This window comes from Bradyrhizobium sp. CCBAU 53338 (assembly GCF_015291665.1).
Lineage (GTDB): Bacteria > Pseudomonadota > Alphaproteobacteria > Rhizobiales > Xanthobacteraceae > Bradyrhizobium.
In genome coordinates this window covers 2,658,164-2,683,796 of the sequence record NZ_CP030048.1, presented here as the reverse complement: position 1 = coordinate 2,683,796, position 25,633 = coordinate 2,658,164, and the positions used below count along the sequence as shown (strand labels likewise).

The following is a 25,633-nucleotide window of genomic DNA, read 5'->3' as shown; positions in this document are numbered from 1 at the left end:
TGCCGACAAGACGTGCTGATTGGAAGATTAGGGAGGCGCAGATGTTCAAGTCCATCCTCGTACCCATCGACCTCGCCGACACCGATCTGGCGAAGCCTGCGATCGAGACCGCGGCAACGCTGTCGCAAAACTGGAATGGATCGATCCGGCTGCTCAACGTGCTGCCGATGACCCCGGTGATGCTGGCCGAATACGTCCCCGCCGATTTCGACGAGCAGCAGCGCCAGACCTCGGAAGAGGCTCTCGCCATCGTCGCCCGCGAATCCGGCATCGACCCCGCCCACATTTCCAGCGTGGTGCGCCAGGGTGGTATCTATCACGAGATCCTGGAGGAAGCCGCGCACATGAAGGCCGACCTGATCGTCATGACCTCGCACCGGCCTGCGATGCGCACCTATTTCCTGGGGTCGAATGCCGGGCATGTGGTGCGTTACGCCAAGTGCTCGGTGCTGGTTGTGAGGCACTGAACTCGGAGCAATGTCGTGGAGCAATGGTGGCGGAGATGGACCTATGAAGTCCCGCGGGCGATCGGCGATGCGTTACGGAACGTGCTGGTCGTGCAACTGGCGGCGCTGCTGGACAGGCTGACGGTGTCATCGCCTTCCTCCCCGTCGTCATTCTCATAGGCGCCTACTATCACGGCATCCCGATTCCACCTGAGCTGATGCTGGTCGGCGACTTCCTCGCCTATATCGACATCTTCTCGGTGCTGCTCCTTCTCGGCGTGCTCAGTCGCGTCAGCACGGTCCCTTTCTTGCCCAGCCTCGACGGGCAAAACACCCCAGCCTTGGGGCAACCCGCTTCGCCAAAAATATTCCACTTTACCGAACTTCGGAAATATCGCATGCGTCGCGGTAACCCGGCCCATGGAAGAGGGGCGTATCGCGATCGTCACGACGCGGGCCGGGCTGTGGGGGCGTGGGTCTCATCGGCGCGAAGGGCTTTGCAGGGCGGGCAACTGTGAGTGAAGACCATCGCGCACACGACCGATGTGATCTTCGGCTCGAAGCCGATCAACGAAGCCGACTATGAGCCCAGCATCGGCTTTAACCCCCTGCACGATCATCGCTGAGGACGACACCGCTGACCGCGAGCCGAGCTTGGGCTGGACCGCGGACGGCCAGTTCGGCAACTGCGCTGACCTGGAGCAAGGAGCGCCGGCCGTTGCGCCACAGAACGTCCGTGAATTGAACGAGGCCACCGTTTGGGTCGACCACTCGCACCGGCGCTTCTCAACGGGCTGACCAGTTCGCAGCGCAAGCGGATGACCAAGCGGACGCGCAGTCGGAATTCCGATTGCGGCGTGGTCATCGCCTGTTGCGGTTGATCTGAGCCCTATGGGCACTCCAGCGGCTTAGATAGGCACGCCGGCGCGTCACGAGTTGACGTTGACGGGCAAGAGGTCCGCCGGCTCACGCTGGCGGGTCAACCATTTTTGCCAATCAAAACGACGACTTGGTGACCCCCGCGCTCTTCGAAATGCTCGACGGCTCCAAGGGAGTGAGTTCCCGCCACTTAACAAATGTTGAGATTTTCAAGGCGTCCTTTTGTCGCAGGTGTGGCGCTACTGCTACAGCTTAGGCGAGTGGAAAACGCTACTTTTCCATAACTGGGCGGTCGCGCCGATTCTTATTTCTGGGGAGATACCAATGAAGAAACTTATTGCAATCGCTACCGGCGCACTGGCGCTCGGTCTTGCTGCCCCCGCTAGCGCAGCAGACCTCGCGGCCCGTCCCTACACCAAGGCTCCGCCGATGGTAGCCGCGATTTATGACTGGAGCGGCTTTTACGTCGGTGCCAATGGCGGCGGTGGTTGGGCCCGCGACTGCCGTAATAATGTCACGACTGTAACGTTCCTCGGCTGCTATGATCCGAGCGGAGCGGTTGCAGGCGGTCAGATCGGATATCGTTGGCAGTCGGCCAGCTGGGTGTTCGGCCTTGAGGCTCAGGGCGATTGGGCTGACATTCATGGCACGACCCAGAATCTGGGCAATGCACTCAACTCGCTCTCGACCAAGATCGATGCCCTCGGTCTCTTTACCGGGCAGATCGGGTACGCTTGGAATAATGTTTTGTTCTACGCAAAGGGTGGCGCTGCCGTTGTCGATCAGCGCTTTGACTTCATCTCGAATGCCACAGGCTTGGCGGTTGCATCAGCAGGCTACAACACTCGTTGGGGCGGCACGGTCGGCGCCGGCCTCGAGTTCGGGTTCGCGCCGAACTGGAGTATCGGTGTCGAGTACGACCACATCTTCTTGGGCCATCACGACGTGACCTTCATCAATAATACAACGGGCGCGGCCTTGGCCGACACTTACAATTCTGGCGGCGACGTTGATCTTGCGACAGTCCGTGTGAACTACCGCTTTGGCGGCCCGATCGTCGCAAAGTACTAAGCAGCGGCATTCGAGAAACAAAGGCCGGCTCACAGAGCCGGCCTTTTATCTTTGGGATGTTCGATGACCAAAGCCGACAGACCCGTCACACCTGCTCAGCTCGCCAATCACCTCAACTCTGCCTTCGCCTCGGCTGAACCTCATGTAATATCCCAAGCTATCGGCAAGGCTCTCGGCGAGTTCAACATCTCAGAAATGGCGCGAGAGACAGGTTTAGCCCGGCAGAGCATCTATCGTGCTTTCCAGACACAGACGCAACTGCCGAACTTTACCACCGTCCTCACTGTGCTCACGGCCATGGGATTGCAGTTCAAGGTAACGCCCAAGCGCAGGCCGTCTAAGAAAAGCAATCCGGCCAGCGGCCTAGCTTGAGCCAACGCTGAAACCGCCACTGCTCGCGGGGGTCACGCTCGCGGAATTCAAACGACAAAGCCCCGGCATCAGCTCGGGCTTTTCTTTTGGATGATGTTGCTTTACCGGAGCGGAATAAAGATCGCCGGCTTTCGAGGGCGCTAAAAGCTGACTTTGCGAGCCATGATGTGTCCCCGTTCTCGCGATGTGCCGCGATTGTGTCCGCGCCCGCCGACGCGCGCACGCGGCATTATGGGGATAGTAGTTTAGAAAAATCAACGAGATGAAGAGCGCGTCTGTGAGTGTGCGCGTGCGTGGCCATATTAATTTTCCCCCTGCGCAGGGAAGGCCGTGTGTTCGGCCACACCTGCATGCCGCTGTGCAGTCCCTTTGCGCTACATGCGCGCAGCGGACCGCGGGTGCGAGGTCGGCACCCGGTCTTCCCTGCGGCCTCAATGAGGCGACAAAGCAAAGCTCGTGCACAAGCCGCGAGGATGCGAAGGCGTATCTATTGAAGAGAGGTCCCGTGCCCCGGACGCAGCGCAGGCTCCCGGCGCTGAGAGGCATCGTCCGGTGCGGTGCGCTGCAGAGCGGGGCCCATGTATCAGCGCGCCGTGTCGCCTCCCGGGTCCCGGCTCTGCGCAGCAGCGTGAGAACGCTGCAGCGCGTCCGCGACACAGGTGCCTTACAGATAGCGCGTCAGTTCGGCCTTGAACTGGCCGTAGACGGCATCTTCGATCTCGCTGCGGTTGATCCCGATGTCGCGCAAAGCGCGGTCGTCGAGCTCGTTCAGCGTCTTGACGGCGGAGCGGCGCTCCAGGCGGTCGAACAGGGCGTAGGCGGCGCCCGCGAGCGCGGCAAAAAATCCGCTCGACGAGGATGGGCGTAGACTCCGCCCGGCAGTTTGCGAGATCGTGGTCATGTTTCTTCTCCGGCCTTGTGTCCCGCGCGGCGAAGCAGGTGCCGTTGGCGCAAACGCCTGAGCGTCTGCACCTCACTTGCCGTCGGATTGCTCTCGCTCACCTCGGCTCAATCGCGGAACTTGATGGAACTTAAATGCTCCAGTACATTGCTCGGAGCAAGGAAAACATTGCTCTCGGTGCAATAATGTCCAAGTTCGAGTACGTGAAGCTTGCGGATGCCATTGCCGCAGATATCGCTAAGGGCACGTTAAGAGCCGGCGACCGCCTGCCGCCGCAGCGCAATTTTGCATATGACCGCGGCATTGCAGTCTCGACTGCGAGCCGGGTTTATACGGAGTTGCTCCGCCGCGGGCTCGTGGTCGGCGAGGTCGGCCGCGGCACGTTCATATCAGGCGACATCAGGCGCGAGGTCGAGACGGTCGCCGAGCCGCGCGATGCGCGCATCGATTTCGAGGTCAATTATCCGTTACTGCCGCAGCAATGGGCGATGATCGCCAAGAGCCTCGCCGGGCTCGAGCGCGTCGATGCGCTCGAGTCCGTGCTGCGCGCCTCGACCAGCACCGGTACCAAGAGCGCGCGCAATGCCGCTGCCGCCTATCTCGCGCGCAAGGATTTCACGCCGCAGGCCGAGCAGATCGTGTTCACCGCGAACGGCAAGCAATCGCTCGCCGCCGCGCTGGCGGCGCTGGTGCCGACCGGAGGCCGCTGCGGCGTCGAGGCACTGACCTATCCTTACATCAAGAGCATCGCCGCGCGGCTCGGCGTGACACTCGTGCCGATCCCGATGGACGAGTTTGGCGCGCGGCCCGATGCGATCCAGAAGGCGCATCGCGAAGCGCATCTGTCGGCATTGTATCTCCAGCCCATCATCCAGAATCCGCTCGGCGTCACCATGAACGCGACACGGCGCGCCGACATCATGCGCGTCGCCGAGAAGCTCGATCTCACCATCATCGAAGACGCCGTCTACGGCTTCCTTGCCGATGACACGCCGCTCGCGGCGCTGGGACCGGACCGCTGCATCGTGCTGGATAGTCTGTCCAAGAAGGTCGCGCCGGGCCTTGCCCTCGGCATCCTCGTCGCGCCGCCGCACTTGCGCGAAAGCGTGATGAGCGCGGTCCGCACCGGCGGCTGGATCGCCTCGGGCCACGCGCTCGCATCCGGACAGCGGCTGATGGCCGACGGCACCGTCGCCGAATTGACGCGACTGAAGCGCATCGACGCCGCGCGCCGCCAGCAGACCGCAGCACGGCTGCTCGCGGGCTACCAAGTCGCCGCCGACGCACGCTCCTATCATCTCTGGCTGACGCTGCCGCCGCACTGGCGCTCGCAGACGTTCGTTGCCGCGGCCTCGCGGCGCGGCATCGCGCTGACGCCCTCCTCGACCTTCGCGGTCGCGCATGGCCACGCCCCGAACGCGGTGCGGCTGGCGCTTGCGCCCCCCTCGTTCGAGCAGCTCGATTCCGGCCTGCGCACGATCGTGTCGCTGCTCGGCACCAAGGAGGAAGATTTCGACTCGACGGAGTAACGCGCTCGCCGTTTACGCCTCCGGCCATTCGGCGATAAAGCCGTTCGCCTTGTAGGGCTCGACCTTGTGCCATTCGTGCAGGACACGACGGCGAAACTCGGCGTCGGTATGCCAGAGCGTGCGCGGTGTCGCAAAACTGTCGACGGTGAGCAGCAGCTTCGTCACCTCCGGCCAATGCCGGTGCAGCGTCATCGGATAACGCCGCGCAGTCCAGGTGTTGCCGAGGCAGATCACGCTGCGGATATTGTGCAGCCCCAGCGCCGCGTCGATGATGGGGAGCGAGTAGATCACGTTCTCGCCGGTGTTCATCGCGCGGTGTTCCTCGAGGATCCGCTCCGCCGGAATGCCCGCGGCGACCATCGCCGCCTTGATGATCTCGCACTCGGATTGCTCCGAGCCCGGCGTCACGCCGCCGCTGACAATCACCCAGCGGAAGAAGCCGTCACGCCACAGCCGCGCCGCGGCCTCGACGCGGAGCGCAACGTCCTCGCGGGTGCCGAACAGAAACAGCAGGTCGGCGGGCCGAAGCGGCGTGTCGATCAAATGAATGCGATTGATCTCGGCGATCTCGTCGGCCGTCGGCAGGCGCGTGCTGCAATTCCCTGATGTCATCCGCGGCACGATGCGCGACCGGCGCGCGGCTGCGAAGTCAAATTTGATTGCGGCCGATTGCAGGTTCTACGGCAGCAAGCCGGCCGGCAACCGATCAAAGCCATAGCTGCGCGGCTGGTTGCGCCGGACGAAGCCGCCGACCTGCCAGGCGAACAGCGCGGCAAAGCCGAGAATGAACAGAACGCCGGCGAATTCCCCGATCATCAGCGCGCGGATCAGCAGCCCGGCCATCGCCACGGCCAACAGCGCCAGGAACGCCAGCACCGCCGCATAGGTCTTGGTGCCGAGGCCGGCGGTGAGCTCGGCCCGGCTACCGGCCTTCGCCATCCGCGCATGCAGCTCGACGATTAACGCGCGAAAGCCATTGTCCTGTGGCGCCATCAGCGCCGCGGTCTGCCAGCTCGTCGACAGGATCGCGATGCGCCCGCCCTTGGCGTGGCTGACATCGGCGCGGAAACGGTGCTGCTGCATCGAGACCGGGCGGAACGACAGCCTGATGGCGCTGATCTCGTCATAGCGCCAGACGCCGGAGCGGCCGGCGACGTGCCAGGACAATCCTTCCTCGGTCAGCTCGAAGCGATGCGCCGAGCCGATCAGCGACGCCTTGTAGGCATAGCTCGTGACCGACCGTCCCTCCCCGTCCGAAACCCGCATCACTCAATCCCGTCTGCGATCCGCTTGCGCGACCGCCCTCACCCATCCTACAAGCGAGGCATGGCTGAGACGATCTATTTTCCGCGCCGGCTGATTCTCGGGGCCGCCATGGTCTCGGGCGTGCTGCTCGCGCTCGCCGTGCACATGCTGGGTGCGCGCTACGGGCTCGATCTCGGCGGCCTCTGGCGCTCCGACACGCACGAGTTCATGCCGACGGGCGCGGCGATCGCGTGGTGGCTGATCGCGACGGTCGGATTCTCCGGCGGCTATTTCACGGCGAGCCTGATGCAAAGCGCCGTCTCCGGCCAGATCCCGCAGCGGATGCGCCAATTCCTGATCGCTGTCGGCGTGCTGCTGCTCGCCGGCGCCGGACAGGCAGCCTCGGCCCCGAGCCCGATCCCGACTATATCAGGCGTGCTCGCGGGTCTCGCGGCGCTGTGCCTCGGCGCGGTGATGGCGTTCTGCGGCGCCCATTTCGCGCTGCGCCGCGGCTAGTCGGTCAGGCCGAAACCCGCAGCCGCGGCCGATCCAGCATCATCGCGACATCGCAGGCCGGCCTCGGCTGGCTGAACAGATAGCCTTGCGCCTGGGTGCAGCCCTCGCGCCGGAGCAGTTCGAGCTGCGCGTCAGTCTCGACACCCTCCGCCGTGGTAACGATGCCGAGGCTGCGGCCGAGACCGGTCACCGCACGGATGATCGCTACGGAATCGTCGCGAGTCGCAAGCTCCGACACGAAGGAACGGTCGATCTTGATCTTGTCGAACGGGAAGCTGCGCAGATAGCTCAGCGACGAATAGCCGGTGCCGAAATCGTCGAGCGAGATTCGCACGCCCATGGCTCGCAGCTCGTGCAGCGTCGTGAGCGTTGCCTCGCTGTTCTGGAGCAGCACGGATTCGGTGATCTCGAGCTCGAGGCGGCGCGCCGCCAGCCCGGATTTCTCCAGCGCCTCGGTCACCGATGCGATCAGGTTCGGATTCTTGAACTGCACCGGCGACAGGTTGACGGCGACGCCGATATTGTCGGGCCAGGTCGCTGCATCGGCGCAGGCACCGCGCAACATCAGCTCGCCGAGCTGAATGATGAGGCCGGTCTCCTCGGCAAGCGGAATGAAGTTGATCGGCGAGATCAGGCCGCGCTGGGGGTGGTTCCAGCGCATCAGCGCCTCGAACGCGACGACACGATCGCTGGCGACGTCGCGGATCGGTTGATAATAGGGCTGGAACTCGTTGCGCTGGAGCGCCGCGCGCAGATCCATTTCAAGGAGGCGCCGCGCCTGTGCGCGCGCATCCATGCCGGTCTCGAAGAAGCGATAGGTGCCGCGGCCGTCGGCCTTGGCGCGGTACAGCGCGAGGTCGGCATTCTTCAGCAGCTCGTCGGGATTGCTGCCGTCCTGCGGCGACAGCGAGATGCCGATGGAGACCCCGATCACGATCTGATGGTCATCGATTTCGTAAGGCGCGGAGATCACCTCGACGAGGCGGCCGGCAAGCGCTCGCGCGGCGGCTTCCTCCGAGCGGCCGATCTGAACCACGGCGAACTCATCGCCGCCGAGACGGGCGACGGTGTCGTGCTCGCCGACGGTCGCCTTCAGCCTGCGGCCGACTTCCTTGAGCAGCGCATCGCCGATGGGATGACCGAGCGAGTCGTTGATGTCCTTGAAATGATCGAGGTCGAGGCAGAGCACCGCGAGCTGGTCGTTCGAGGCCGCCCGGCGCAATCCCTGTTCAAGCTGTTCGTGGAACAGCACGCGGTTCGGCAGATTGGTCAGCGCGTCGTGGCGCGCCATGTGCGAGATCTTGGCCTGCGCCTCCAGCCATTCGGTGATGTCCTCGAAGGTGGCGACCCAACCGCCGCCCTGCATCGGCTGGTTGACGACACGGATCGAGCGGTCGAACCGACGAATGACGTCCGTCGTCGTACGTCCGTCCCGGGCATCGTCGACAAGGCGTGCGAAGAATTGTTCGGGATCGCCGGTCCACTGCCCCTTCGCCGCCTCCTCGCGGAGAACCTCGATCAAGACGCGGCCGGTGAGCTGCATGTCGGAGCGGCGGAGCATCGCCGCATAGCGTTCGTTGAACAGGATGATCTTGCCTTCCGCATCGAACATGCAAAGGCCCTGCGACATGTTCTCGAGCGCGGTGTCGAGCACGACCTGCTGGCGTCCGATCTCGCCCTTGGCGCGACGGTCGAGCACGGCGGCCGCGAGCGCGATGGCGATAATAGCAGCGGCCGCGCTGGCAGTCAGGATGGACAATGACGCCGGCGGGATCGAAAGACCGCCGATCGCAAGGGTCGGATCGGGCGTCAACTCCAGTGCGCCCATGGCGGTGAAATGGTGCGAGACGATGGCAACGGTGAGCAGGATAGTTGCGCCGAGCGCGTTGGACAGGCTATCGCCTCGGCCCGCGACGAACAGGGCGAATGATCCGAATACGATGCCGAGCAGGATCGAGACCGTGACGGTTCCCGTGCTCCAACCGACATGAGCGGGGATCTCGAACGCCATCATGCCGGTATAATGCATCGCTGCCACGCCTGCGCCGACGATGGCACCACCGACCGCGACCAAAGCTCCGCGTCTTGCCGAAACCGAGATGCTGAGACCGATGAAGGTGACGGCGATCGCAAAGACCAGCGAGAGAACCGTCACCGGGATGTTGTAGGCGCCGCCGGCGCCCGGCCCGTAGGCCTGCATCGCGATGAAATGGGTTGCCCAGATGCCGCAGCCGGCCACGACTGCGTCGAGGGTGATCCACACGAGGCGAGCACCGCCGTTGGCCGCGCGCGCCCGGTGAAACAGGCTGATCGCCGCCGCGCTCGCAAGCAGGCACACCGCGCCGCCGAGTGCGACCAGACGCCAATCATGCTGGTCGGTGAGACAAAACAGAACTTGATACATTGCCGGCCCCCATTCATCGGGCACTAGAACCGGCAGAAATGGACAGTCGGTAACCGGCTATGCGCCGGTTACCGGAATGGTGAACAGGGAATGTGTGCGACTGTTCACATTGCGCGTGCCGGGGCCCTCGCACCAAATCCGATCACGGCCGCCGCGATCAGCAGGACCGCCGCCGATATGATCAGCGATTGGTGTAGGCCCGGCACGAAGGCGCTGTCCGAAGCGATCAGCGACCCGAACAGCGCGACGCCGAGGACGCTGCCGGTCTGTCGCGTCGCGTTGAGCACGCCGGCGGCGATGCCGGAGCGCGCCTTCTCGACACTGCCGAGCAAGGTCGAGGTCAGCGGCGGTACCAGGAGGCCAAGTCCACCGCTGATCGCGATCATCTGCGCAAGGATCGCCCAATAGCTCGTCCCGGCTTCGATCCAGACCAGGCCGAGACAGCCGAGCGCGGATATGGAGGCGCCGACGACGATGGTCGGGCATGGCCCGATACGCTCGGAAAGGCGCGGCGCCAGCAGATTGACGGGGAGCACCGCACCCATCATCGGAACGAAAGCAAGCCCGGTCCACCACGCCGACAGGCCGTTGATCCGCTGGAAATAGAGGCTCAGCACGAAGATCAGGCCGTAGATGGCGATGTTCACGAGCAGACCGACGATCGTGGTCAGGGTAAACAGCCGGTGGCTGAACAACGACAGCGGCAGCATCGGCTGCGCCGTGCGGCTCTCGCGCCAGACGAACAGCGTGGCGAGGACGGCTGAGGCCACGAAGGCCGCGATCACGGCCGGATGGTCCCATCCCAGCGCACCGGCTTCGATGATCGCGCCGGCGAGCGACCCGAGTGCGCCGATCGCCGCAAGCTGGCCCGTCAGATCGATCTCGCGCGAGCGCGCCCGCGTGGTTTCGCTCGCATAGCGCCAGCTCAGCCACAGGCCGGCGAGGCCGATCGGCAGATTGACCAGGAAGATCGCGCGCCAGCCGACCAGCGTGATCAGCGCGCCGCCGACGAAGGGACCGGCGGTCAGCGCCAGGCTCGCGCCTGCGGCCCAGACCGCGACCGCACGGCCGCGCGCTCGATCGTCCGTGTAGGCGTGGTTCAGCAGCGCCAGCGAATTCGGCACCAGGATCGCCGCTGCCAGCCCCTGAACCAGCCGCGCGCCGATCAGCACGATGGCGTTGGGCGACAGCGCACAAGCTAGCGAGGCCGCGGTGAAGATCGCGAACCCCGCCATGAAGATGCGCTTGGCGCCGATCCGGTCGCCGAGTGCGCCCGCCGTCAGGATGAAGGCGGCAAAGGCGATGGTGTAGGCGCTCACCACCCATTGCAGCTCGGCGACGCCGCCGCCGAGCGTCTTGCCCATGGCATCGAGCGCAGTGTTGACGATGGTGACGTCGAGCTGCACCACGCCGTAGCCGAGGCTCATCGCCGCCAGCGTGAGCGAGGTCGCGAGGCGCGATGCGGTGCGCGGAGCACCGTTCGCGTCGAAGGATTCGAATTTGATGGTATCGGCGCGCATGCTGCCACCTCGATTGCAGCCCCATGCGACATATACACCGTCGGTCCGTCGCCATGTTTCGACAATGACCGAATGATGAATATCCGATAAGGCCGCGCCGCGCGGGATTGGCCGCGCGGCGCTCTGGTGGCTGAAGACGGCCTTAGCTCGCCGCCCGCAGGTTCACCTTGCTCTCTGCAAGCGACGTCAATTTCCTGTCGGTCGCCTTCTCCTCCTCGAGGGTCTTGGCGAGCACGGCGGCGCAATCGCTGCGGCCGAGCTGCTTGGCCCAGGCAATCAGGCTGCCGTAGCGGACGATCTCGTAGTGTTCGGCGGCCTGCGCGGCGTTGATCAGCGCTGCGTCGAGCACCGCCTTGTCTGCGACCTCGCCGGCGGTCTCGTCGGCTTCCTCGATGATGCCGTCGATCGCCGGGCAGTCGACCGCCTTCACCTGGGCACCGTGCATCTTGAACACTTCCTCCAGCCGCGCGACGTGCTGCTTGGTTTCCTCGAGATGCGTCAAAAAGCCCTGCTTCAGCTGCGGATCGGTAGCCTTGTCTGCCATTTTCGGCAGCGCCTTGGTGAGCTGCTGCTCGGCGTAGTAGATGTCCTGGAGCTGATGCACGAACAGGTCGTTCATGGTCTTGATGTCTTTGGTGAACAGTCCCATCGTTCCGATCCTTGCAGGTTTCGGGAACACGACCGTACCGGCTTGCACGAAAAGCCTGTTGTTTCGCCGTGTTCGATTGCTGATGGGGCGCTAACCGGTGCGCGGCGCCGTCGTTCCAAAAAAGCCTCGCCGCGTTTGCGCCGGAACAAAGCTTGCGAGCGCAGGATTTGAGACCATCTCAATGAAAGGTTACGCGGTCGAGGCTCGGTCCCCGACTCATATGCTTAACGCGCGGGCGATGTGAACCATGTATGACAGAAACGGCCGATCCGGCGCAGAACCTGTCGTTGTCAAGGGCTGCACAAGTCGCTGTTTTTGCCTTAAATGAGCTACATCATGCCTAGCGATCGACGCCCTTTTCGGGCAGTGATCGCAACCGACCGGCCAATGTCTGGCCCGGTCGGTCTTGCCCCCCGCCGGGAGGATGAATGCACGGACTGCTGCCCGCGCTGAAGCGCGGCTTCAAGAGATGGATCGGCTGGCGACGGCTCGGAATTGCCGCGAGCGTGATGATCATCGCCTTCGCGGTCACCACGCTCGTGCGGACCCTCCACGGGATCGACAGGAACGCCATCCTCACCGCGCTGGCTGATATCCCGCGTGGCAATATCGGCCTGGCGGCGCTTTGCGTGTTCTTCGCGTTCTGTACGCTGACCTTCTATGACTTTTTTGCATTGCGAACGATCGGCAAGAAGCACGTGCCCTATCGCATCGCAGCGCTGTCGAGCTTCACGTCCTATTCGATCGGCCACAATATCGGCGCCACCGTATTCACGGGCGGCGCGATCCGCTTCCGGATTTATTCGGACTATGGGCTGAACGCGATCGACGTCGCGAAGATCTGCTTCCTCTCCGGCTTGACCTTCTGGCTCGGTAACATCTTCGTGCTGTCGATCGGCATGGCCATCCACCCGGACGCGGCCTCCTACATGGACCAGCTGCCGTCGTCGATTAACCGGCTGATCGCGTTCGGCGGCCTCGCCTCGATCGGGGCCTATCTGGTCTGGCTCTGCATGGGCGAGAAACGACGCGAGCTCGGCCAGAAGGGCTGGAAGGTGGTGCTGCCGTCAGCGCCGCTGACGCTGGTGCAGATCCTGATCGGCGTGGTCGATCTCGGCTTCTGCGCCTTTGCGATGTATCTGCTGATCCCTTCCACTCCGCCGATCGACTTCCTGTCGCTCGCCGTTGTGTTCATCCTGGCGACACTGCTGGGCTTTGCCAGCCATGCGCCCGGCTCGATCGGCGTGTTCGACGCCGCCATGCTGGTGGCGCTGCCCGAATTCGGCCGTGAGCAGCTGCTGGCGACACTGCTGGTCTTCCGTATTCTCTATTTCGTGATCCCGTTCGGTCTGGCCATCTCCATCATGGGCACCCGCGAGCTCTGGATGAACGTCGTCCAGCCCTGGCAGGAGCGACGGCGGCTGGCGGAGGCCTGCGCGCAGGCCAACCTGCCCAAGCAGGTTACGGCGATGGAGCATGAGCGGTCGCTGCGCCAGGCGAGCAAACGGTAAGGCCGGCCGCGACCTGCAAAGGCGACAGACGAAGGTTGCAGGCCGAACGGCAATCCTCTCTTATTTCCGCCTCAACTTTGCCGTTGAAGACGCGGGCCATGATCCCTGTTTCCCTTCGCCGATGTCTCGCGGGCGCCCTGCTGCTGGCAGGGCTCCTCGCCGTTTTGCCTCAGCCCGCAGCCGCGCAGGACAGCGGCGCCTTGCAGATCAATTGGGAGGTCCGCAATCGCTTCCGCCTGTTCCGCGAGGAGCGCGACTTCCTGCTGCATGTCGAGAATGCGCGAAACCGCAGCATCCTCGCCGCCGAGCAATCGATGGAGCTGCAAAGCGAAGGCCGCGGCTGGGCTCGCAACATGGTCAACCGGCTCTGTATCGACCTCCAGGGCCGGGTCAACCAGCCCTGCACGCGCGACAACGTCAAAGAGAACTACCTGACCCCGATCGATCATCCCGTCACCGTGCGGCTGACCGGCGCGGTGCCAGTCGGTGCGACCTGCGCCTGGTCGTTCGACGACGGCGACGGACCGCAAACCTCGACCTTCGACTGCGCCGAGCCGATCAATCTGCGGGTGCGCTACGGCAAGCAGACGGTGGCGACCGTCGACGTGTCCTCCGGCTCCGATCCGAGCCAGCGCATCCAGACCGAGATCCAGGTGCGCGACATCTTCATCGCCGGTCTCGGCGACAGCATCGCCTCCGGCGAAGGCAATCCGGACCGGCCGCTGGCGCTGTCCGACGAGGGCTTTTGCTTCCGCTCCTATCTCGGCACCGCCGGCGGACAGTACTACCGGCCGAGCCGCGCCGGCTTCAAGGGGGGCCGCGCCTGCGAGGCACCGGATACGCTCGCCAACTGGCAACGCTACAGCGCGCTCTGGTTCAACTCGCCCTGCCACCGTTCGCTCTACAGCTATCAGGCCCGCACCGCGCTCGCGCTCGCGGTGCGCTACACCCATATCGCGGTCACCTATCTGCCGCTCGCCTGCACCGGCGCCAGCATCAGTGACGGGCTGCTCGGTTCGCAACGCGCCCGCGAATGCCCGCCCGGCAAGAGCGGCGTCTGCAACACCAGCGTGAACGCCCAGATCGCCGAACTGCGCGAGGCGCTCGCCGCGGCGAAGAAGCGCCAGCCGGACCGCAACCTCGATCTCGTGCTGCTCTCGATCGGCGCCAACGACGTCTACTTTTCCGGCCTCGTCGCCGACGTCATCGTCGACACCGCGACCGAGCGCGCGCTGTTCCGCCGCTCCGGCGTGATGGCAAGCGTCGATGAGTCCCGCGACGCGTTGCAGCGCGAGCTGCCGCAGAACTTCGTCAAGCTGCGCGAGGCGCTGAAGCCGCTCGTCGGCGGCGATCTCTCGCACGTGGTCTACGTCTCCTACGCCAACCCGGCGCTGGCCGACGGCGGGGTGCCCTGCCGCGGCGGCCGCGCCGGCTTCGACATCCATCCCGCCTTCAACGCCGATCCGCAACGCCTCGCCCGCGTGTCGACCTTCGTCGATACCGAGTTCCTGCCGCAGTTGAAGGGGCTCGCCACCTGCACACACGGCGCGCTGTGCCGCGATCCCGAGGCTGACCGCATGACCTTCGTCGACACGCATCAGGCCGCCTTCGCCGACCACGGTTTTTGCGCGCATTCCGGCAACGATCCCGAATTCGATCGCACCTGTTTTGCCGAGAACGGCCAGAGCTTCAATCCGGACATCGTCAGCGCAGCGAGCCAGCCGATGCTCTGCGGCCGCGGCGCCTCGGAATATCGCGCCTATCTGCCGCGCGCGCGCTGGATCCGCGACGCCAATGACAGCTATTTCGCCGCGATGACCTATCCGCAAGGCTTGCCGGCAGCGAGCCAGCCGAACGACATTCACGACGCGACATGGGGCGTGCTTTCCGCGGTCTATGGCGGCGCCGTGCATCCTAGCGCCGAAGGTCACGCTGCGATGGCTGATGCGACATTGCCTGCCGCAAGCGCCGTGCTCGGGCTGGACGCCGTACCACCAAGCGTCACGCCCGGGCTGTTGGCTCCGCTGCTGCCGGGCGCCCAGCAGTAGCAAAGACGCGGCTTACCCAAACGCGACGTCACCGCCCGCACGGCAGTCGGGCAATCCAGTACGCCGCGACGGCAGTGATTGCGTCGAGGCGGCCGCGTTCCCGCACTCTGCCGTTCCATCAATTCAAAAACGGCATCAATCAATACTCCCTTGAACTTGGACACTTTCCCGCGCGCACCTCTAGGAGTCGCCTCGAGGAAACATTTCGAGTTCAAGGAGGCGCCTGATGAGCGCAGTGATGTCCGCAGCGGACGTGAAACGGTCTCGCGTCAGGTTGTTCATCGTGACCATGCTGTTCCTGGTCACCACCGTCAATTACGCCGACCGTGCCACGCTCTCGATCGCAGGCCCTGCGCTCTCCAAGGAGCTGAATCTCGACCCCGTCGCCATGGGCTGGATCTTCTCGGCCTTCGGCTGGTCCTACGTGGTCGCACAGGTGCCGGGCGGATGGCTGCTCGACCGTTACGGGTCGCGCCTCGTCTATGCGTTCTGCATCCTCGTCTGGTCGCTGTTCACGATGATGCAGGGCTGGGTCGGCTTTCTCAGTTCCGGCGCTGCCGTCGTCGCGCTGTTCGCGCTTCGTCTTCTGGTCGGCGTCGCGGAAGCACCGTCCTTCCCCGCCAACGCCCGCATCGTGGCGGCCTGGTTTCCCGGCAATGAGCGCGGCACCGCCTCGGCCTTCTTCAATTCGGGACAATATTTCGCCACCGTGATTTTCGCGCCGTTGATGGCCTGGATCGCCCACGACTATGGCTGGCGCTACGTGTTCTTCGTGATGGGCGGGCTCGGCGTGATCATGGGCCTCGCCTGGATCAAGACCGTCTACGGACCGAAAGAACATCCTTCGATCAACGAGGCCGAGTTCGACTACATCAAGGACGGCGGCGCGCTGGTCGATCTCGACGCGCCCAAGAACGATCTGAAGGACGAACGCGCAGCGGATTCCGGTCCGAAGTGGGATCATATCCGCCAGCTGCTCTCCAACCGCATGATGCTCGGCGTCTATCTCGGCCAGTACTGCATCAACACGCTGACCTATTTCTTCCTGACCTGGTTCCCGGTGTACCTGGTCAAGGAGCGCGGCCTGTCGATCCTGCAAGCCGGCTTCGTCGCGACGCTGCCCGCGCTGTGCGGCTTCATCGGCGGCGTGCTCGGCGGCATCATTTCCGACGTCATCCTGCGCAAGACCGGCTCGCTGACCATGGCGCGCAAGATACCGATCGTGGGCGGAATGCTGCTGTCGATGTCGATCATCGCCTGCAACTATGTCGACGGCCAGGCGCTGGTGGTCGGCTTCATGGCGCTCGCCTTCTTCGGCAAGGGCATCGGCGCGCTCGGCTGGGCTGTCGTCTCCGACACTTCGCCCAAGGAGGCCGGCGGCGTCTCCGGCGGCCTGTTCAATGCCTTCGGCAACCTTTCCTCGATCACCACGCCGATCGTGATCGGCTACATCGTGGCCGCGACCAAATCCTTCAACGGCGCCCTGGTGTTCGTCGGCATCAACGCGCTGGTCGCGGCGATCGCATACCTCGTGGTGGTCGGCAGGATCGAGCGGGTGGTGCTCAAGCGTTCCTCCTGAGCGCTCCGAGTGATCGGAGTGGGACAAGCAACTCAACGGCGGTCTCAAAGGCCGCCGTCTTTGTTTTGGGGGTAATCGATGCTAGAAGTGCCGGGGAAGCGCCTTATCCATCTAAGGCATGTATCGATGTTCGACCTCAACCAGCTCCGCTGTTTCGTCACGGTGGCGGAAGAACTGCATTTCGGCCGCGCCGCCGCGCGGCTGAACATGACCCAGCCGCCGCTGTCCCGGCAGATCCAGGTGCTGGAGCACATCATCGACGCGCCGCTGCTGGAGCGCACCAGCCGCTCGGTGCGCCTGACGCCGGCCGGACGCAGCTTTCTTCCCGAGGCCCGGCGCATCCTCAAGCTCGCGGAAAGCGCCTCCCAGGTCGCCCGCCGCATTGCGCTCGGCAAGACCGGCTCGCTGAAGATCGGCTTCACGGCGGCGGCCGCGTACGGCTTCCTGCCCGAACTGGTCGCGGCCTGCCGCGCCAAGCTGCCGGAGGTCGACTTCTCGCTGAAAGAAATGGTCTCGGGCGACCAGTTCGAGGCGCTGACCTCGGGCCAGATCGATGCCGGCCTGCTGCGGCCGCCGATTGCGCGGCCCGAACTCACCAGCCGCCGCGTCGTCGCCGAGCCGCTGCTCGCCGCCATCCCGAAGAAGCATCCGCTGGCGAATGCCGAGAACATCACCGTCAAGGATTTCGACGACCAGCCGTTCGTGATGTATTCGCCCTATGAGAGCCGCTATTTCCACGATCTGCTGGTGGCGCTGTTCACCCGCGCCGACATCCTGCCGCGCTACGTCCAGCATCTCAGCCAGATCCACTCGATCCTGGCGATGGTGCGCGCAGGCCTTGGTCTCGCTATCGTGCCGGCCGCAGCCGCCGGATTGAAGATCTCCGACGTTCGGCTGCGCCCCCTCAAGCTGCGCAACCGCGTTCCGGTCGAGCTGTTCATGGTCTGGCGTCGCGACGACGAGAATCCGCTGCTCTCGGCGCTCGTCAAAATCGCCAGCGAATTGTCCTCAGCCGAGGTGGTGGAAGATTGATGCTCAATCCGCATCGGTCGATATAGGCTTTGGCTTGGACGCGCATCGAACGGTTGCTTAAACAGCGGCCCATGGACGCGCAGCCTTCTTGCGTCCTCCACAACATGAGAAACAGGGAGCAGCGCCCATGAGCAAGATGACCCCGCAGGAAATGGCCCACAAGATCGGATCGGGCCTCCTGTCCTTCCCCGTTACGCCGTTCAAGGCGGATTATTCCTTCGACGAAGCGACCTACCGCGCCAACATGGACTGGCTGTGCGGCTATGATGTCGCAGGCCTGTTCGCCGCCGGCGGCACCGGCGAGTTCTTCTCTCTGACCCCGACCGAAGTCCCGCAGGTGGTCAAGGTTGCCGTCGACGAGACCAAAGGCCGCGTGCCCGTGCTCGCCGGCACAGGCTACGGCACCGCGATCGCTCGCGAGATTGCCATTGGCGCGGAAAAGGCCGGCGCTGACGGCCTGTTGCTGCTGCCGCCATACCTCACCCATTCCGAGCAGGTAGGCCTTGCCGCCCACGTCGAGGCCGTCTGCGCCTCCGTGAAAATCGGCGTCATCGTCTATAACCGCGACAACGCCATCCTCCAGCCCGACACGCTCGCCCGCCTCGCCGAGCGCTGCCCGAACCTCGTCGGCTACAAGGACGGCATCGGCGACATCGAGCTGATGACCCGCGTCTACACCAAGCTCGGCGACCGCCTGACCTATGTCGGCGGCCTGCCGACCGCGGAAACCTTCGCTCTGCCCTATCTCGACATGGGCGTGACGACTTACTCTTCCGCCGTGTTCAACTTCGTGCCTGAATTCGCCACCAACTTCTATGCTGCCGTGCGCAAGCGCGACCACGCCACCATCCACGCCGGCCTGAAGGATTTCATCCTGCCGCTGATCGCGATCCGCAACCGCAAGAAGGGCTACGCGGTCTCGATCATCAAGGCCGGCATGAAGGTGATCGGTCGCGATTCCGGCCCGGTTCGCCCGCCGCTGACCGATCTCGCCGAGCAGGAGATTGCGGAACTGACCGCGCTGGTGAAGAATCTGCCTGCCATCCGATCGTCGCAACAGGCAGCAGAATAGAGAACGCAAGACAACAGGGAGGAGAGAGCGATGGCCCGGACTGATATCTCTGGCGCACCCGTCGTTACAGCGATGCAGGTGATCCCGGTCGCGGGCCGCGACAGCATGCTCCTCAATCTGAGCGGCGCGCATGCGCCGTTCTTCACCCGCAACATCGTCATCCTCACCGACAATGCCGGCCACACCGGCGTCGGCGAGGTGCCGGGCGGGCAAAAGATCTGGCAGACGCTTCAGGATGCCCGCGACCTCGTGATCGGCAAGACCGTCGGCGCGATGAACAACATCCTCGCCGATATCAGAACGACCTTCGCAGACCGCGACGCCGGCGGCCGCGGCAAGCAGACGTTCGACCTGCGCGTGATGATCCACGCCGTCACCGCGATCGAATCCGCCCTGCTCGACCTGCTCGGCCAGCATCTCAATCTGCCGGTCGCAGCCCTGCTCGGTGAAGGCCAGCAGCGCAGAAGCGTCGAGACGCTCGGCTATCTCTTCTTCGTCGGCGATATCAGCAAGAGCAAGCTCGATTACATCAAGGGCGAAACCGGCAAGCCCGACTGGTTCAACCTCCGCCACCAGGAGGCGATGACGCCGGACACGGTGGTGCGGCTGGCGGAAGCCACGCACGACCATTACGGCTTCGCCGATTTCAAGCTCAAGGGCGGCGTGCTGCGCGGAGAGCAGGAGATCGAGGCCGTCACAGCCATCGCCAAGCGTTTCCCCGACGCGCGCGTGACGCTTGACCCGAACGGCGCCTGGTCGCTCGACGAGGCGATCGGCCTCTGCAAGAACATGCACGGGATCCTCGCCTATGCCGAGGATCCCTGCGGCGCCGAGGCCGGCTTCTCCGGCCGCGAGATCATGGCCGAGTTCCGCCGCGCCACGGGCTTGCCGACCGCGACCAACATGATCGCGACCGACTGGCGCCAGCTCAGCCACGCGCTGCGCCTGGGCGCGGTAGACATTCCGCTGGCCGATCCCCATTTCTGGACCATGCAGGGCTCGGTGCGCGTCGCGCAGACTTGCCGTGACAATGGCCTGACCTGGGGCTCGCACTCCAACAACCACTTTGACATTTCGCTCGCGATGTTCACCCATGTCGGCGCCGCCGCTCCCGGCAAGGTCACCGCGATCGACACCCACTGGATCTGGCAGGATGGCCAGGCGCTGACCAGGGAGCCGCTGCTGATCCGCGGCGGCAAGATCGCGGTCCCGGATCGCCCGGGCCTCGGCATCGAGATCGACCGTGCGGCCATCGAGGCCGCGCATGAGCTCTACAAGAAGCATGGTCTCGGCGCCCGCGACGACGCCACGGCCATGCAGGATTTGATCCCCGGCTGGACGTTTGACGACAAGCGCCCTTGCCTCGTTCGGTAAGAGAAACCCTGGAGGAAACGATGACTGCGATCCTGAAAAACTTCATCGGCGGCGAATGGGTCGACGGCTCCGGCGTCACCAGGAACATCAACCCCTCCAACACCAACGATCTCGTCGGCGAATACGCCAAGGCCGACAAGGCGCAGACCGAGAAGGCGATTGCGGCCGCGAAGGCCGCCTTCCCCGCCTGGGCGCAGTCGACACCCCAGGTGCGTTTTGACGCGCTCAACAAGATCTCGCTCGAAATCCTCGCCCGCAAGGAAGAGCTCGGTCGCCTGCTCGCCCGCGAGGAAGGCAAGACGCTGCCCGAGGGCATCGGCGAGGTCGCCCGCGCCGGCCAGATCTTCGCGTTCTTCGCCGGCGAGGCGCTGCGCCTGATCGGCGAGAAGGGCGCTTCCGTCCGTCCCGGCCTCGACGTCGAGCTGACCCGCGAGCCGGTCGGCGTCGTCGGCATGATCACGCCCTGGAATTTCCCGATTGCAATCCCGGCCTGGAAGATCGCACCCGCGCTCTGCTACGGCAACACGGTGGTGTTCAAGCCGGCCGAGCTGGTGCCCGGTTCGGCCCACGCGCTGTCCGAGATCATCACCCGCTCCGGCATTCCAGCCGGCGTGTTCAACCTCGTCGTCGGCTCCGGCTCCGTCGTCGGCCAGACGCTGCTCGACCATCCGGATGTCGCCGCAATCTCCTTCACCGGCTCGGTGCAAACCGGCCGCAAGATCGCGCAGGCCTGCGTGCTTTCGAACCCGATGAAGAAGTTCCAGCTCGAGATGGGCGGCAAGAACCCGCTGGTCGTGCTCGATGACGCCGACCTCAAGACCGCGGTCGAAGTTGCCGTCAACGGCGCCTATTTCTCGACCGGCCAGCGCTGCACCGCCTCGTCCCGCCTGATCGTCACCGAAGGCATCCACGACCGCTTCGTTGCCGCGGTGGCCGAACGCCTGAACAGCCTGTCGGTGGACGATGCGCTCAAGGCCGGCGTGCATATCGGCCCGGTGGTCGACCAGAGCCAGCTCGACCAGGACCTGCGTTACATCAAGATCGGCCAGGACGAAGGCGCCAAGCTCGCCTTTGGCGGCGAACTGCTCAAGCGCGAGACGCCCGGTCACTATCTCCAGCCGGCGCTGTTCACCGAGGCCAGCAACAACATGCGCATCGCGCGCGAAGAGATCTTCGGGCCCGTCGCCGCCGTGATCCGCGCCAAGAACTACGAGGAAGCGCTGGCGATCTCCAACGACACCGAGTTCGGCCTCGCCTCCGGCATCTGCACATCAAGCCTGAAATACGCCTCGCACTACAAGCGCAATAGCGAGTCCGGCATGGTGATGGTCAATCTGCCGACCGCCGGCGTCGACTACCACGTGCCGTTCGGCGGCCGGAAGGGCTCGAGCTACGGCGCCCGCGAGCAGGGCTCCTATGCGCGCGAGTTCTACACAACGGTGAAGACGGCTTATACTTATCCGGGTTGATAGGCTGATATCGTAGGGTGGGTTAGCGCAGCGTAACCCACCTCTTCTGCATCCGCGGACAGAGACATTGGTGGGTTACGCTGCGCTAACCCACCCTACAAATCCCGGAGTCCTCCATGGACCAGGACGTTGCAGCGAAAGAACAGCCCCGCTACATCAAGCTCAACGCGCGCGACAATGTCGCGATCGTGGTCAATGATTTCGGGCTTCCCGCCGGCTCCCGCTTTGCCTGCGGCCTGACGCTGCGCGCCTTCGTGCCGCAAGGGCACAAGACGGCCCTGGTCGACATCGCACAAGATGAGCCGATCATCCGCTACGGCGAGGTGATCGGTTACGCGCTCTCGCCGATCCTGGCCGGGGAGTGGGTGGACGAAGCGCGCATCCGCATGCCGGAGGCCCCTGCCCTCGACAAGCTCGAAATCTCGACCGCCGTCCCCGCGCCGCTGCCGCCGCTCGAGGGCTTCACCTTCGAAGGCTATCGCAATGCTGACGGATCGGTCGGCACCAAGAACATTCTCGGCATCTCCTCCTCCGTGCAATGCGTCAAGGGCACGATGGAATATGCCGTGAAGCGCATCCGCGCCGAGCTCTTGCCGAAGTACCCGAACGTTGATGATGTCGTGCCGCTCACGCATGCCTATGGCTGCGGCGTCGCCATCACCGCGCCCGACGCGGTCGTGCCGATCCGCACGCTGCAAAACATCGCGCTCAACCCGAACTTCGGCGGCGAGATCCTGGTCGTCGGCTTGGGCTGCGAAAAGCTCGCCCCCGAGCGGCTGGTGCCGGAAGGCGTCAGCGATGCCATCGTCCGCATGCAGGACGAAGCCTTTGACGGCTTCGGCGCGATCGTCGATGCGATCATGACCCAGGCCGAGGCCCGCCTGAAAATCCTGAACAAGCGCTCCCGCGAGACCTGCCCCGCCTCCGATCTCGTCATCGGCCTGCAATGCGGCGGCAGCGACGCCTTCTCCGGCGTCACTGCAAATCCCGCCGTCGGCTTCGCCGCCGACCTCCTGGTGCGCGCCGGCGCGACCGTGATGTTCTCGGAGGTCACCGAGGTACGTGACGCCATCCAGCTGCTCACGCGCCGCGCCATCAACGAGGATGTCGGCCGCGCGCTGGTGCGCGAGATGGCCTGGTACGATTCTTATCTGGCCCGCGGCGGCGCCGATCGCAGCGCCAACACCACGCCCGGAAACAAGAAGGGCGGCCTCGCCAATATCGTCGAGAAGTCGCTCGGCTCCATCGTCAAGTCCGGCTCGTCAGCGATCACCGGCGTGCTCGCGCCCGGCCAGAAGGCGACGCAGAAGGGCATGCTGTTCGCGGCGACGCCGGCTTCCGACTTCATCTGCGGCACGCTCCAGCTCGCCTCCGGCATGACCTTGCAGGTGTTCACCACCGGCCGCGGCACGCCCTATGGCCTTGCAGCAGCGCCCGTGATCAAGGTCGCGACCCGCACCGAGCTCGCGCGCCGATGGAAGGACCTGATCGATTTCGACGCTGGCGGCATCGCTACCGGCGCAAAGACCGTCGAGGAAACCGGCTGGGAGCTGTTCCGCCTGATCCTCGACGTCGCCTCCGGCCGCACCAAGCCGTGGTCGGATCGCTGGGGCATCCACAACGACCTCACGCTGTTCAACCCGGCGCCGGTGACCTGAGCGCCGACCTAAGACCAAGAGGACCTCGATGTCCCGCATCACGACCCTGCGCACGATCCGCATCGACGAGCGGCCGAACCTGATCTGGGTCGAGATCGAGACCGACGAGGGACTGACCGGCCTCGGTGAGAGCTTTCGTGGCGCGCAAGCCGTGGAGGCAGCAGTCCACGAACTCGCCGCACCGCTGGTGCTCGGCCAGGACTCCCGCCGCATCGAGGCGATCTCGCGCCAACTGCTGACGCCCTATCTCGGCTTTCGCAGCGTCAGCGCCGAGGTGCGCGCGGCCAGTGCCATCGACATCGCATTGTGGGACCTCAAGGGTCAGCGCCACGGCATCCCCGTGCACGAAGCGCTCGGCGGTGCCAGCCGGCTCGAGATCCGCGCCTACAACACCTGCGCCGGCTATGCCTACAACACCAAGAGCGCCAGGCGCCGCGAGATCGGCGCCGACGATACCGCGCTCGGCCCCTATGACGACCAGATCGCCTTCATGCGCGACGCGGGCGCGCTCGCCGAAAGCCTGTTGAGCGAAGGCTACGGCGCCATGAAGATCTGGCCGTTCGATCCCTTCGCCGCCAATGGCGGCCATGCGATCTCTCTCACCGACCTCAGGACCGGCCTCGAGCCGTTCCGCAAGATCCGCGACGCCGTCGGCGATCGCATTGAGATCATGTGCGAGTTGCACAGCCTGTGGGGCATGCACGCTGCCGAGCGAATCTGCCGCGCGCTGGAAGATCACGGCGTGTTCTGGGTCGAGGACCCCCTCAACAAGATGGACGATGTGCAGGGCCTTGCCGATCTCCGTCGGCGCGTGAAGACGCCGATCTGCGGCAGCGAGACGCTGGCGGGCGCGGCGAGTTTTCGCAACCTGCTCGCGGCCGATGCCGTCGACATCGTCATGCTCGACGTCGCCTGGTGCGGCGGGCTCAGCGAAGCCCGCAAGATCGCGGCGCTCAGCGAGGCCTACAACAAGCCACTCGCACCGCACGACTGCACCGGCCCCGTCGCGCTGATGGCGGGACTGCATCTGGCCCTGCATGCCCCGACCGCAATCTTCCAGGAAGTGGTGCGTGCGACGCTGTCGACATGGTACCGCGATCTCGTCACGGCGCTGCCGATCGTGAACGATGGCGTCGTGTCGGCGCCGACTGCGGCCGGCCTCGGGCTTGCGCTCAATCCCGATCTGCGCCGCCGCGCGGATGCCGTGGTGCGGGAGTCCAGGCTCGGCGCGTAAGGCGTGATCAGTGCCGCATCGCGCCCCCGAGATGAAACCGGCCTGAAACAAAGACGCGAAAAGCTTCCTCTTCGCTTCATCGCGGTCACGCAACGCAACCAAATATCTGCGCCGTCGAGGAACGAATGTTCGTACACGAGCGAACCTGTCGCGGCATTGCCGCGACCAAACTTCCGATTGATGTCTTCAACGGAGATTTTGAAATGCGTATCCTCTCAATGATTGCCGTTGCCGGCGCGACGATTGCAAGCACAGTCAGCGCATTTGCCGGCGAGCTTCCCTCTTACGAAGTGAAGTCCTTTCCGATCTCTGCGATGCAGGTGCAGGTTCTCGGGGGCGCCGGCGTCGAGGAGCGATCGACGGCACCAGCGATGATCGTCGCCGGCATGCCGGCATCGCCTGCGCAGATGTCGGTGCTGTCACCGCGCGTCAAACGGCTCGCCAGCGCGACCTCCGACAGCGAAGCGCGCTAAGTCTTGGCATCACTTCCGGCGCTCGCATCCCATGCGGGCGCCGCCAGCATTTTCAGGTCATGCTGCCAGGCATGAAGCACCGAACGCGCGGGTGGCCGTCGATATAGTGCTTCCACACCATGGTGCGGCCGATCTTGTTCGGCTCGGTGATGACGGCGCCGTCGGGTACGACGACCCACTCCTCGTCGAGATGCACGCGGTAGTGTCCCTTGTCTGACTCCCAGTCGACATCGGCGACGACGTAGCCGTCGGCATCCGAGCAGCACTGTCCGTACTCGCTGTGCAGGCTCTCGAACCAGGGTTTGAGCGGCGAATTGACATAGCGCCCGTCATCGCGCGCGAGCGCCGATGTCGCCAGCGGCAGCATCAGCCCCAGCAACGCCGCTCCACTCAGTTTTGCAGATCTCATAGCGTCGTCTCTCGGATCGAAATCGGCGCCGCGCGGAACAGGCGACGCCGCTCACGCCTTGAACAGGCACGGCACGGCGACTAGTTCCTCCGGCGGATTTGCCCACAGCTATGCAAATCCGGCGCCAGCGCGCATTCCGGGGAACTACTGCCGCGACGGGCTCACTGGACCTGCCAGGAGATCGCGCATGTGTGACTCGGACGGCTTGGCTGGCCTTGTTCGCAGGCTTTCCTTGTCGCGCC

23 protein-coding genes are annotated in these 25,633 nt (G+C 64.7%); 16 read left to right on the top strand and 7 right to left on the bottom strand.

Annotated features, from left to right (window positions below):
* Positions 1-41 precede the first annotated feature (41 nt).
* The 4 genes from XH90_RS12580 (at position 42) to XH90_RS12565 (ending at position 2,768) form a co-directional block, all read left to right on the top strand.
* Entirely contained in the window at positions 42-467 is a 426-nt protein-coding gene (locus XH90_RS12580; protein WP_194467273.1) for a universal stress protein, read from the top strand.
* A 197-nt stretch (positions 468-664) separates the two neighbouring features.
* On the top strand, positions 665-964 hold the full coding sequence (locus XH90_RS38935) for a helicase associated domain-containing protein (protein ID WP_246755783.1): 300 nt from the start codon (positions 665-667) through the stop codon (positions 962-964).
* A 685-nt stretch (positions 965-1,649) separates the two neighbouring features.
* Positions 1,650-2,396 carry an outer membrane protein gene (locus XH90_RS12570; RefSeq protein WP_194481778.1) on the top strand — a complete coding sequence of 249 codons (747 nt, stop codon included), beginning with the start codon at positions 1,650-1,652 and terminating at the stop codon, positions 2,394-2,396.
* A gap of 63 nt (positions 2,397-2,459) precedes the next feature.
* Positions 2,460-2,768, top strand: coding sequence for an addiction module antidote protein (locus XH90_RS12565; protein ID WP_194481777.1), 309 nt, complete (start codon positions 2,460-2,462; stop codon positions 2,766-2,768).
* 664 nt (positions 2,769-3,432) lie between these two features.
* Here the strand turns inward: XH90_RS12565 and XH90_RS12560 are convergent.
* The gene (locus tag XH90_RS12560; protein ID WP_194481776.1) at positions 3,433-3,669 is read right to left on the bottom strand and encodes a DUF1127 domain-containing protein; all 237 of its coding nucleotides are present in this window, start codon (positions 3,667-3,669) and stop codon (positions 3,433-3,435) included.
* A 185-nt stretch (positions 3,670-3,854) separates the two neighbouring features.
* Between XH90_RS12560 and XH90_RS12555 the strand changes: the two genes are divergently transcribed.
* On the top strand, positions 3,855-5,198 hold the full coding sequence (locus XH90_RS12555) for a PLP-dependent aminotransferase family protein (RefSeq protein WP_194481775.1): 1,344 nt from the start codon (positions 3,855-3,857) through the stop codon (positions 5,196-5,198).
* A 12-nt stretch (positions 5,199-5,210) separates the two neighbouring features.
* Here the strand turns inward: XH90_RS12555 and XH90_RS12550 are convergent, their stop codons facing one another.
* Positions 5,211-5,810, bottom strand: a complete 600-nt coding sequence (locus XH90_RS12550) for a YdcF family protein (protein WP_194481774.1) — start codon at positions 5,808-5,810, stop codon at positions 5,211-5,213.
* Positions 5,811-5,876: 66 nt separating this feature from the next.
* Positions 5,877-6,464, bottom strand: coding sequence for a hypothetical protein (locus XH90_RS12545; protein ID WP_194481773.1), 588 nt, complete (start codon positions 6,462-6,464; stop codon positions 5,877-5,879).
* A 60-nt stretch (positions 6,465-6,524) separates the two neighbouring features.
* On the opposite strand from XH90_RS12545, the gene XH90_RS12540 reads away from it, so the two are divergent.
* Positions 6,525-6,959 carry a hypothetical protein gene (locus tag XH90_RS12540; RefSeq protein ID WP_194481772.1) on the top strand — a complete coding sequence of 145 codons (435 nt, stop codon included), beginning with the start codon at positions 6,525-6,527 and terminating at the stop codon, positions 6,957-6,959.
* 4 nt (positions 6,960-6,963) lie between these two features.
* Here XH90_RS12540 and XH90_RS12535 read toward each other — a convergent pair whose 3' ends face one another.
* The 3 genes from XH90_RS12535 to XH90_RS12525 form a co-directional block, all read right to left on the bottom strand.
* A complete protein-coding gene (locus XH90_RS12535; protein WP_194481771.1) occupies positions 6,964-9,363 on the bottom strand; it encodes an EAL domain-containing protein in 2,400 nt (799 codons plus the stop codon).
* Between the two features lie 104 nt (positions 9,364-9,467).
* Entirely contained in the window at positions 9,468-10,883 is a 1,416-nt protein-coding gene (locus XH90_RS12530) for an MFS transporter (RefSeq protein WP_194481770.1), read from the bottom strand.
* A gap of 142 nt (positions 10,884-11,025) precedes the next feature.
* A complete protein-coding gene (locus XH90_RS12525) occupies positions 11,026-11,532 on the bottom strand; it encodes a ferritin-like domain-containing protein (RefSeq protein ID WP_194481769.1) in 507 nt (168 codons plus the stop codon).
* Positions 11,533-11,960: 428 nt separating this feature from the next.
* Between XH90_RS12525 and XH90_RS12520 the strand changes: the two genes are divergently transcribed.
* The 10 genes from XH90_RS12520 (at position 11,961) to XH90_RS12475 (ending at position 24,982) form a co-directional block, all read left to right on the top strand.
* Complete coding sequence (locus XH90_RS12520; RefSeq protein ID WP_194481768.1) at positions 11,961-13,043, top strand: YbhN family protein; 1,083 nt, start codon at positions 11,961-11,963, stop codon at positions 13,041-13,043.
* A 98-nt stretch (positions 13,044-13,141) separates the two neighbouring features.
* A complete protein-coding gene (locus XH90_RS12515; RefSeq protein WP_194481767.1) occupies positions 13,142-15,091 on the top strand; it encodes a hypothetical protein in 1,950 nt (649 codons plus the stop codon).
* 226 nt (positions 15,092-15,317) lie between these two features.
* Entirely contained in the window at positions 15,318-16,670 is a 1,353-nt protein-coding gene (locus XH90_RS12510) for an MFS transporter (protein WP_194481766.1), read from the top strand.
* Between the two features lie 126 nt (positions 16,671-16,796).
* Positions 16,797-17,702 carry a LysR substrate-binding domain-containing protein gene (locus XH90_RS12505; RefSeq protein WP_194481765.1) on the top strand — a complete coding sequence of 302 codons (906 nt, stop codon included), beginning with the start codon at positions 16,797-16,799 and terminating at the stop codon, positions 17,700-17,702.
* A gap of 127 nt (positions 17,703-17,829) precedes the next feature.
* Positions 17,830-18,774 (top strand): 5-dehydro-4-deoxyglucarate dehydratase, encoded by a 945-nt coding sequence (gene kdgD / locus XH90_RS12500; protein ID WP_194481764.1) that lies wholly within the window; start codon positions 17,830-17,832, stop codon positions 18,772-18,774.
* Between the two features lie 30 nt (positions 18,775-18,804).
* Positions 18,805-20,148, top strand: a complete 1,344-nt coding sequence (gene gudD, locus XH90_RS12495; RefSeq protein ID WP_194481763.1) for a glucarate dehydratase — start codon at positions 18,805-18,807, stop codon at positions 20,146-20,148.
* A gap of 20 nt (positions 20,149-20,168) precedes the next feature.
* Positions 20,169-21,617, top strand: a complete 1,449-nt coding sequence (locus XH90_RS12490; protein ID WP_194481762.1) for an aldehyde dehydrogenase family protein — start codon at positions 20,169-20,171, stop codon at positions 21,615-21,617.
* A 116-nt stretch (positions 21,618-21,733) separates the two neighbouring features.
* Entirely contained in the window at positions 21,734-23,275 is a 1,542-nt protein-coding gene (gene garD, locus XH90_RS12485) for a galactarate dehydratase (protein ID WP_194481761.1), read from the top strand.
* Between the two features lie 28 nt (positions 23,276-23,303).
* Positions 23,304-24,509 carry a mandelate racemase/muconate lactonizing enzyme family protein gene (locus XH90_RS12480; RefSeq protein WP_194481760.1) on the top strand — a complete coding sequence of 402 codons (1,206 nt, stop codon included), beginning with the start codon at positions 23,304-23,306 and terminating at the stop codon, positions 24,507-24,509.
* A gap of 203 nt (positions 24,510-24,712) precedes the next feature.
* Positions 24,713-24,982 carry a hypothetical protein gene (locus XH90_RS12475; RefSeq protein WP_194481759.1) on the top strand — a complete coding sequence of 90 codons (270 nt, stop codon included), beginning with the start codon at positions 24,713-24,715 and terminating at the stop codon, positions 24,980-24,982.
* A gap of 52 nt (positions 24,983-25,034) precedes the next feature.
* Here XH90_RS12475 and XH90_RS12470 read toward each other — a convergent pair whose 3' ends face one another.
* Positions 25,035-25,391: a hypothetical protein gene (locus XH90_RS12470; RefSeq protein WP_194481758.1), complete on the bottom strand. Its 357-nt coding sequence runs from the start codon at positions 25,389-25,391 to the stop codon at positions 25,035-25,037.
* Positions 25,392-25,633 lie beyond the last annotated feature (242 nt).

What these genes read in the sequence shown, in the direction of transcription:
- XH90_RS12580 (WP_194467273.1), top strand. Translation starts at nt 42, where the DNA reads ATGTTCAAGTCCATCCTCGTACCCATCGACCTCGCCGACACCGATCTG.
- XH90_RS38935 (WP_246755783.1), top strand. Translation starts at nt 665, where the DNA reads ATGCTGGTCGGCGACTTCCTCGCCTATATCGACATCTTCTCGGTGCTG.
- XH90_RS12570 (WP_194481778.1), top strand. Translation starts at nt 1,650, where the DNA reads ATGAAGAAACTTATTGCAATCGCTACCGGCGCACTGGCGCTCGGTCTT.
- XH90_RS12565 (WP_194481777.1), top strand. Translation starts at nt 2,460, where the DNA reads ATGACCAAAGCCGACAGACCCGTCACACCTGCTCAGCTCGCCAATCAC.
- XH90_RS12560 (WP_194481776.1), bottom strand. Translation starts at nt 3,669, where the DNA reads ATGACCACGATCTCGCAAACTGCCGGGCGGAGTCTACGCCCATCCTCG.
- XH90_RS12555 (WP_194481775.1), top strand. Translation starts at nt 3,855, where the DNA reads ATGTCCAAGTTCGAGTACGTGAAGCTTGCGGATGCCATTGCCGCAGAT.
- XH90_RS12550 (WP_194481774.1), bottom strand. Translation starts at nt 5,810, where the DNA reads ATGACATCAGGGAATTGCAGCACGCGCCTGCCGACGGCCGACGAGATC.
- XH90_RS12545 (WP_194481773.1), bottom strand. Translation starts at nt 6,464, where the DNA reads ATGCGGGTTTCGGACGGGGAGGGACGGTCGGTCACGAGCTATGCCTAC.
- XH90_RS12540 (WP_194481772.1), top strand. Translation starts at nt 6,525, where the DNA reads ATGGCTGAGACGATCTATTTTCCGCGCCGGCTGATTCTCGGGGCCGCC.
- XH90_RS12535 (WP_194481771.1), bottom strand. Translation starts at nt 9,363, where the DNA reads ATGTATCAAGTTCTGTTTTGTCTCACCGACCAGCATGATTGGCGTCTG.
- XH90_RS12530 (WP_194481770.1), bottom strand. Translation starts at nt 10,883, where the DNA reads ATGCGCGCCGATACCATCAAATTCGAATCCTTCGACGCGAACGGTGCT.
- XH90_RS12525 (WP_194481769.1), bottom strand. Translation starts at nt 11,532, where the DNA reads ATGGGACTGTTCACCAAAGACATCAAGACCATGAACGACCTGTTCGTG.
- XH90_RS12520 (WP_194481768.1), top strand. Translation starts at nt 11,961, where the DNA reads ATGCACGGACTGCTGCCCGCGCTGAAGCGCGGCTTCAAGAGATGGATC.
- XH90_RS12515 (WP_194481767.1), top strand. Translation starts at nt 13,142, where the DNA reads ATGATCCCTGTTTCCCTTCGCCGATGTCTCGCGGGCGCCCTGCTGCTG.
- XH90_RS12510 (WP_194481766.1), top strand. Translation starts at nt 15,318, where the DNA reads ATGAGCGCAGTGATGTCCGCAGCGGACGTGAAACGGTCTCGCGTCAGG.
- XH90_RS12505 (WP_194481765.1), top strand. Translation starts at nt 16,797, where the DNA reads ATGTTCGACCTCAACCAGCTCCGCTGTTTCGTCACGGTGGCGGAAGAA.
- kdgD (WP_194481764.1), top strand. Translation starts at nt 17,830, where the DNA reads ATGAGCAAGATGACCCCGCAGGAAATGGCCCACAAGATCGGATCGGGC.
- gudD (WP_194481763.1), top strand. Translation starts at nt 18,805, where the DNA reads ATGGCCCGGACTGATATCTCTGGCGCACCCGTCGTTACAGCGATGCAG.
- XH90_RS12490 (WP_194481762.1), top strand. Translation starts at nt 20,169, where the DNA reads ATGACTGCGATCCTGAAAAACTTCATCGGCGGCGAATGGGTCGACGGC.
- garD (WP_194481761.1), top strand. Translation starts at nt 21,734, where the DNA reads ATGGACCAGGACGTTGCAGCGAAAGAACAGCCCCGCTACATCAAGCTC.
- XH90_RS12480 (WP_194481760.1), top strand. Translation starts at nt 23,304, where the DNA reads ATGTCCCGCATCACGACCCTGCGCACGATCCGCATCGACGAGCGGCCG.
- XH90_RS12475 (WP_194481759.1), top strand. Translation starts at nt 24,713, where the DNA reads ATGCGTATCCTCTCAATGATTGCCGTTGCCGGCGCGACGATTGCAAGC.
- XH90_RS12470 (WP_194481758.1), bottom strand. Translation starts at nt 25,391, where the DNA reads ATGAGATCTGCAAAACTGAGTGGAGCGGCGTTGCTGGGGCTGATGCTG.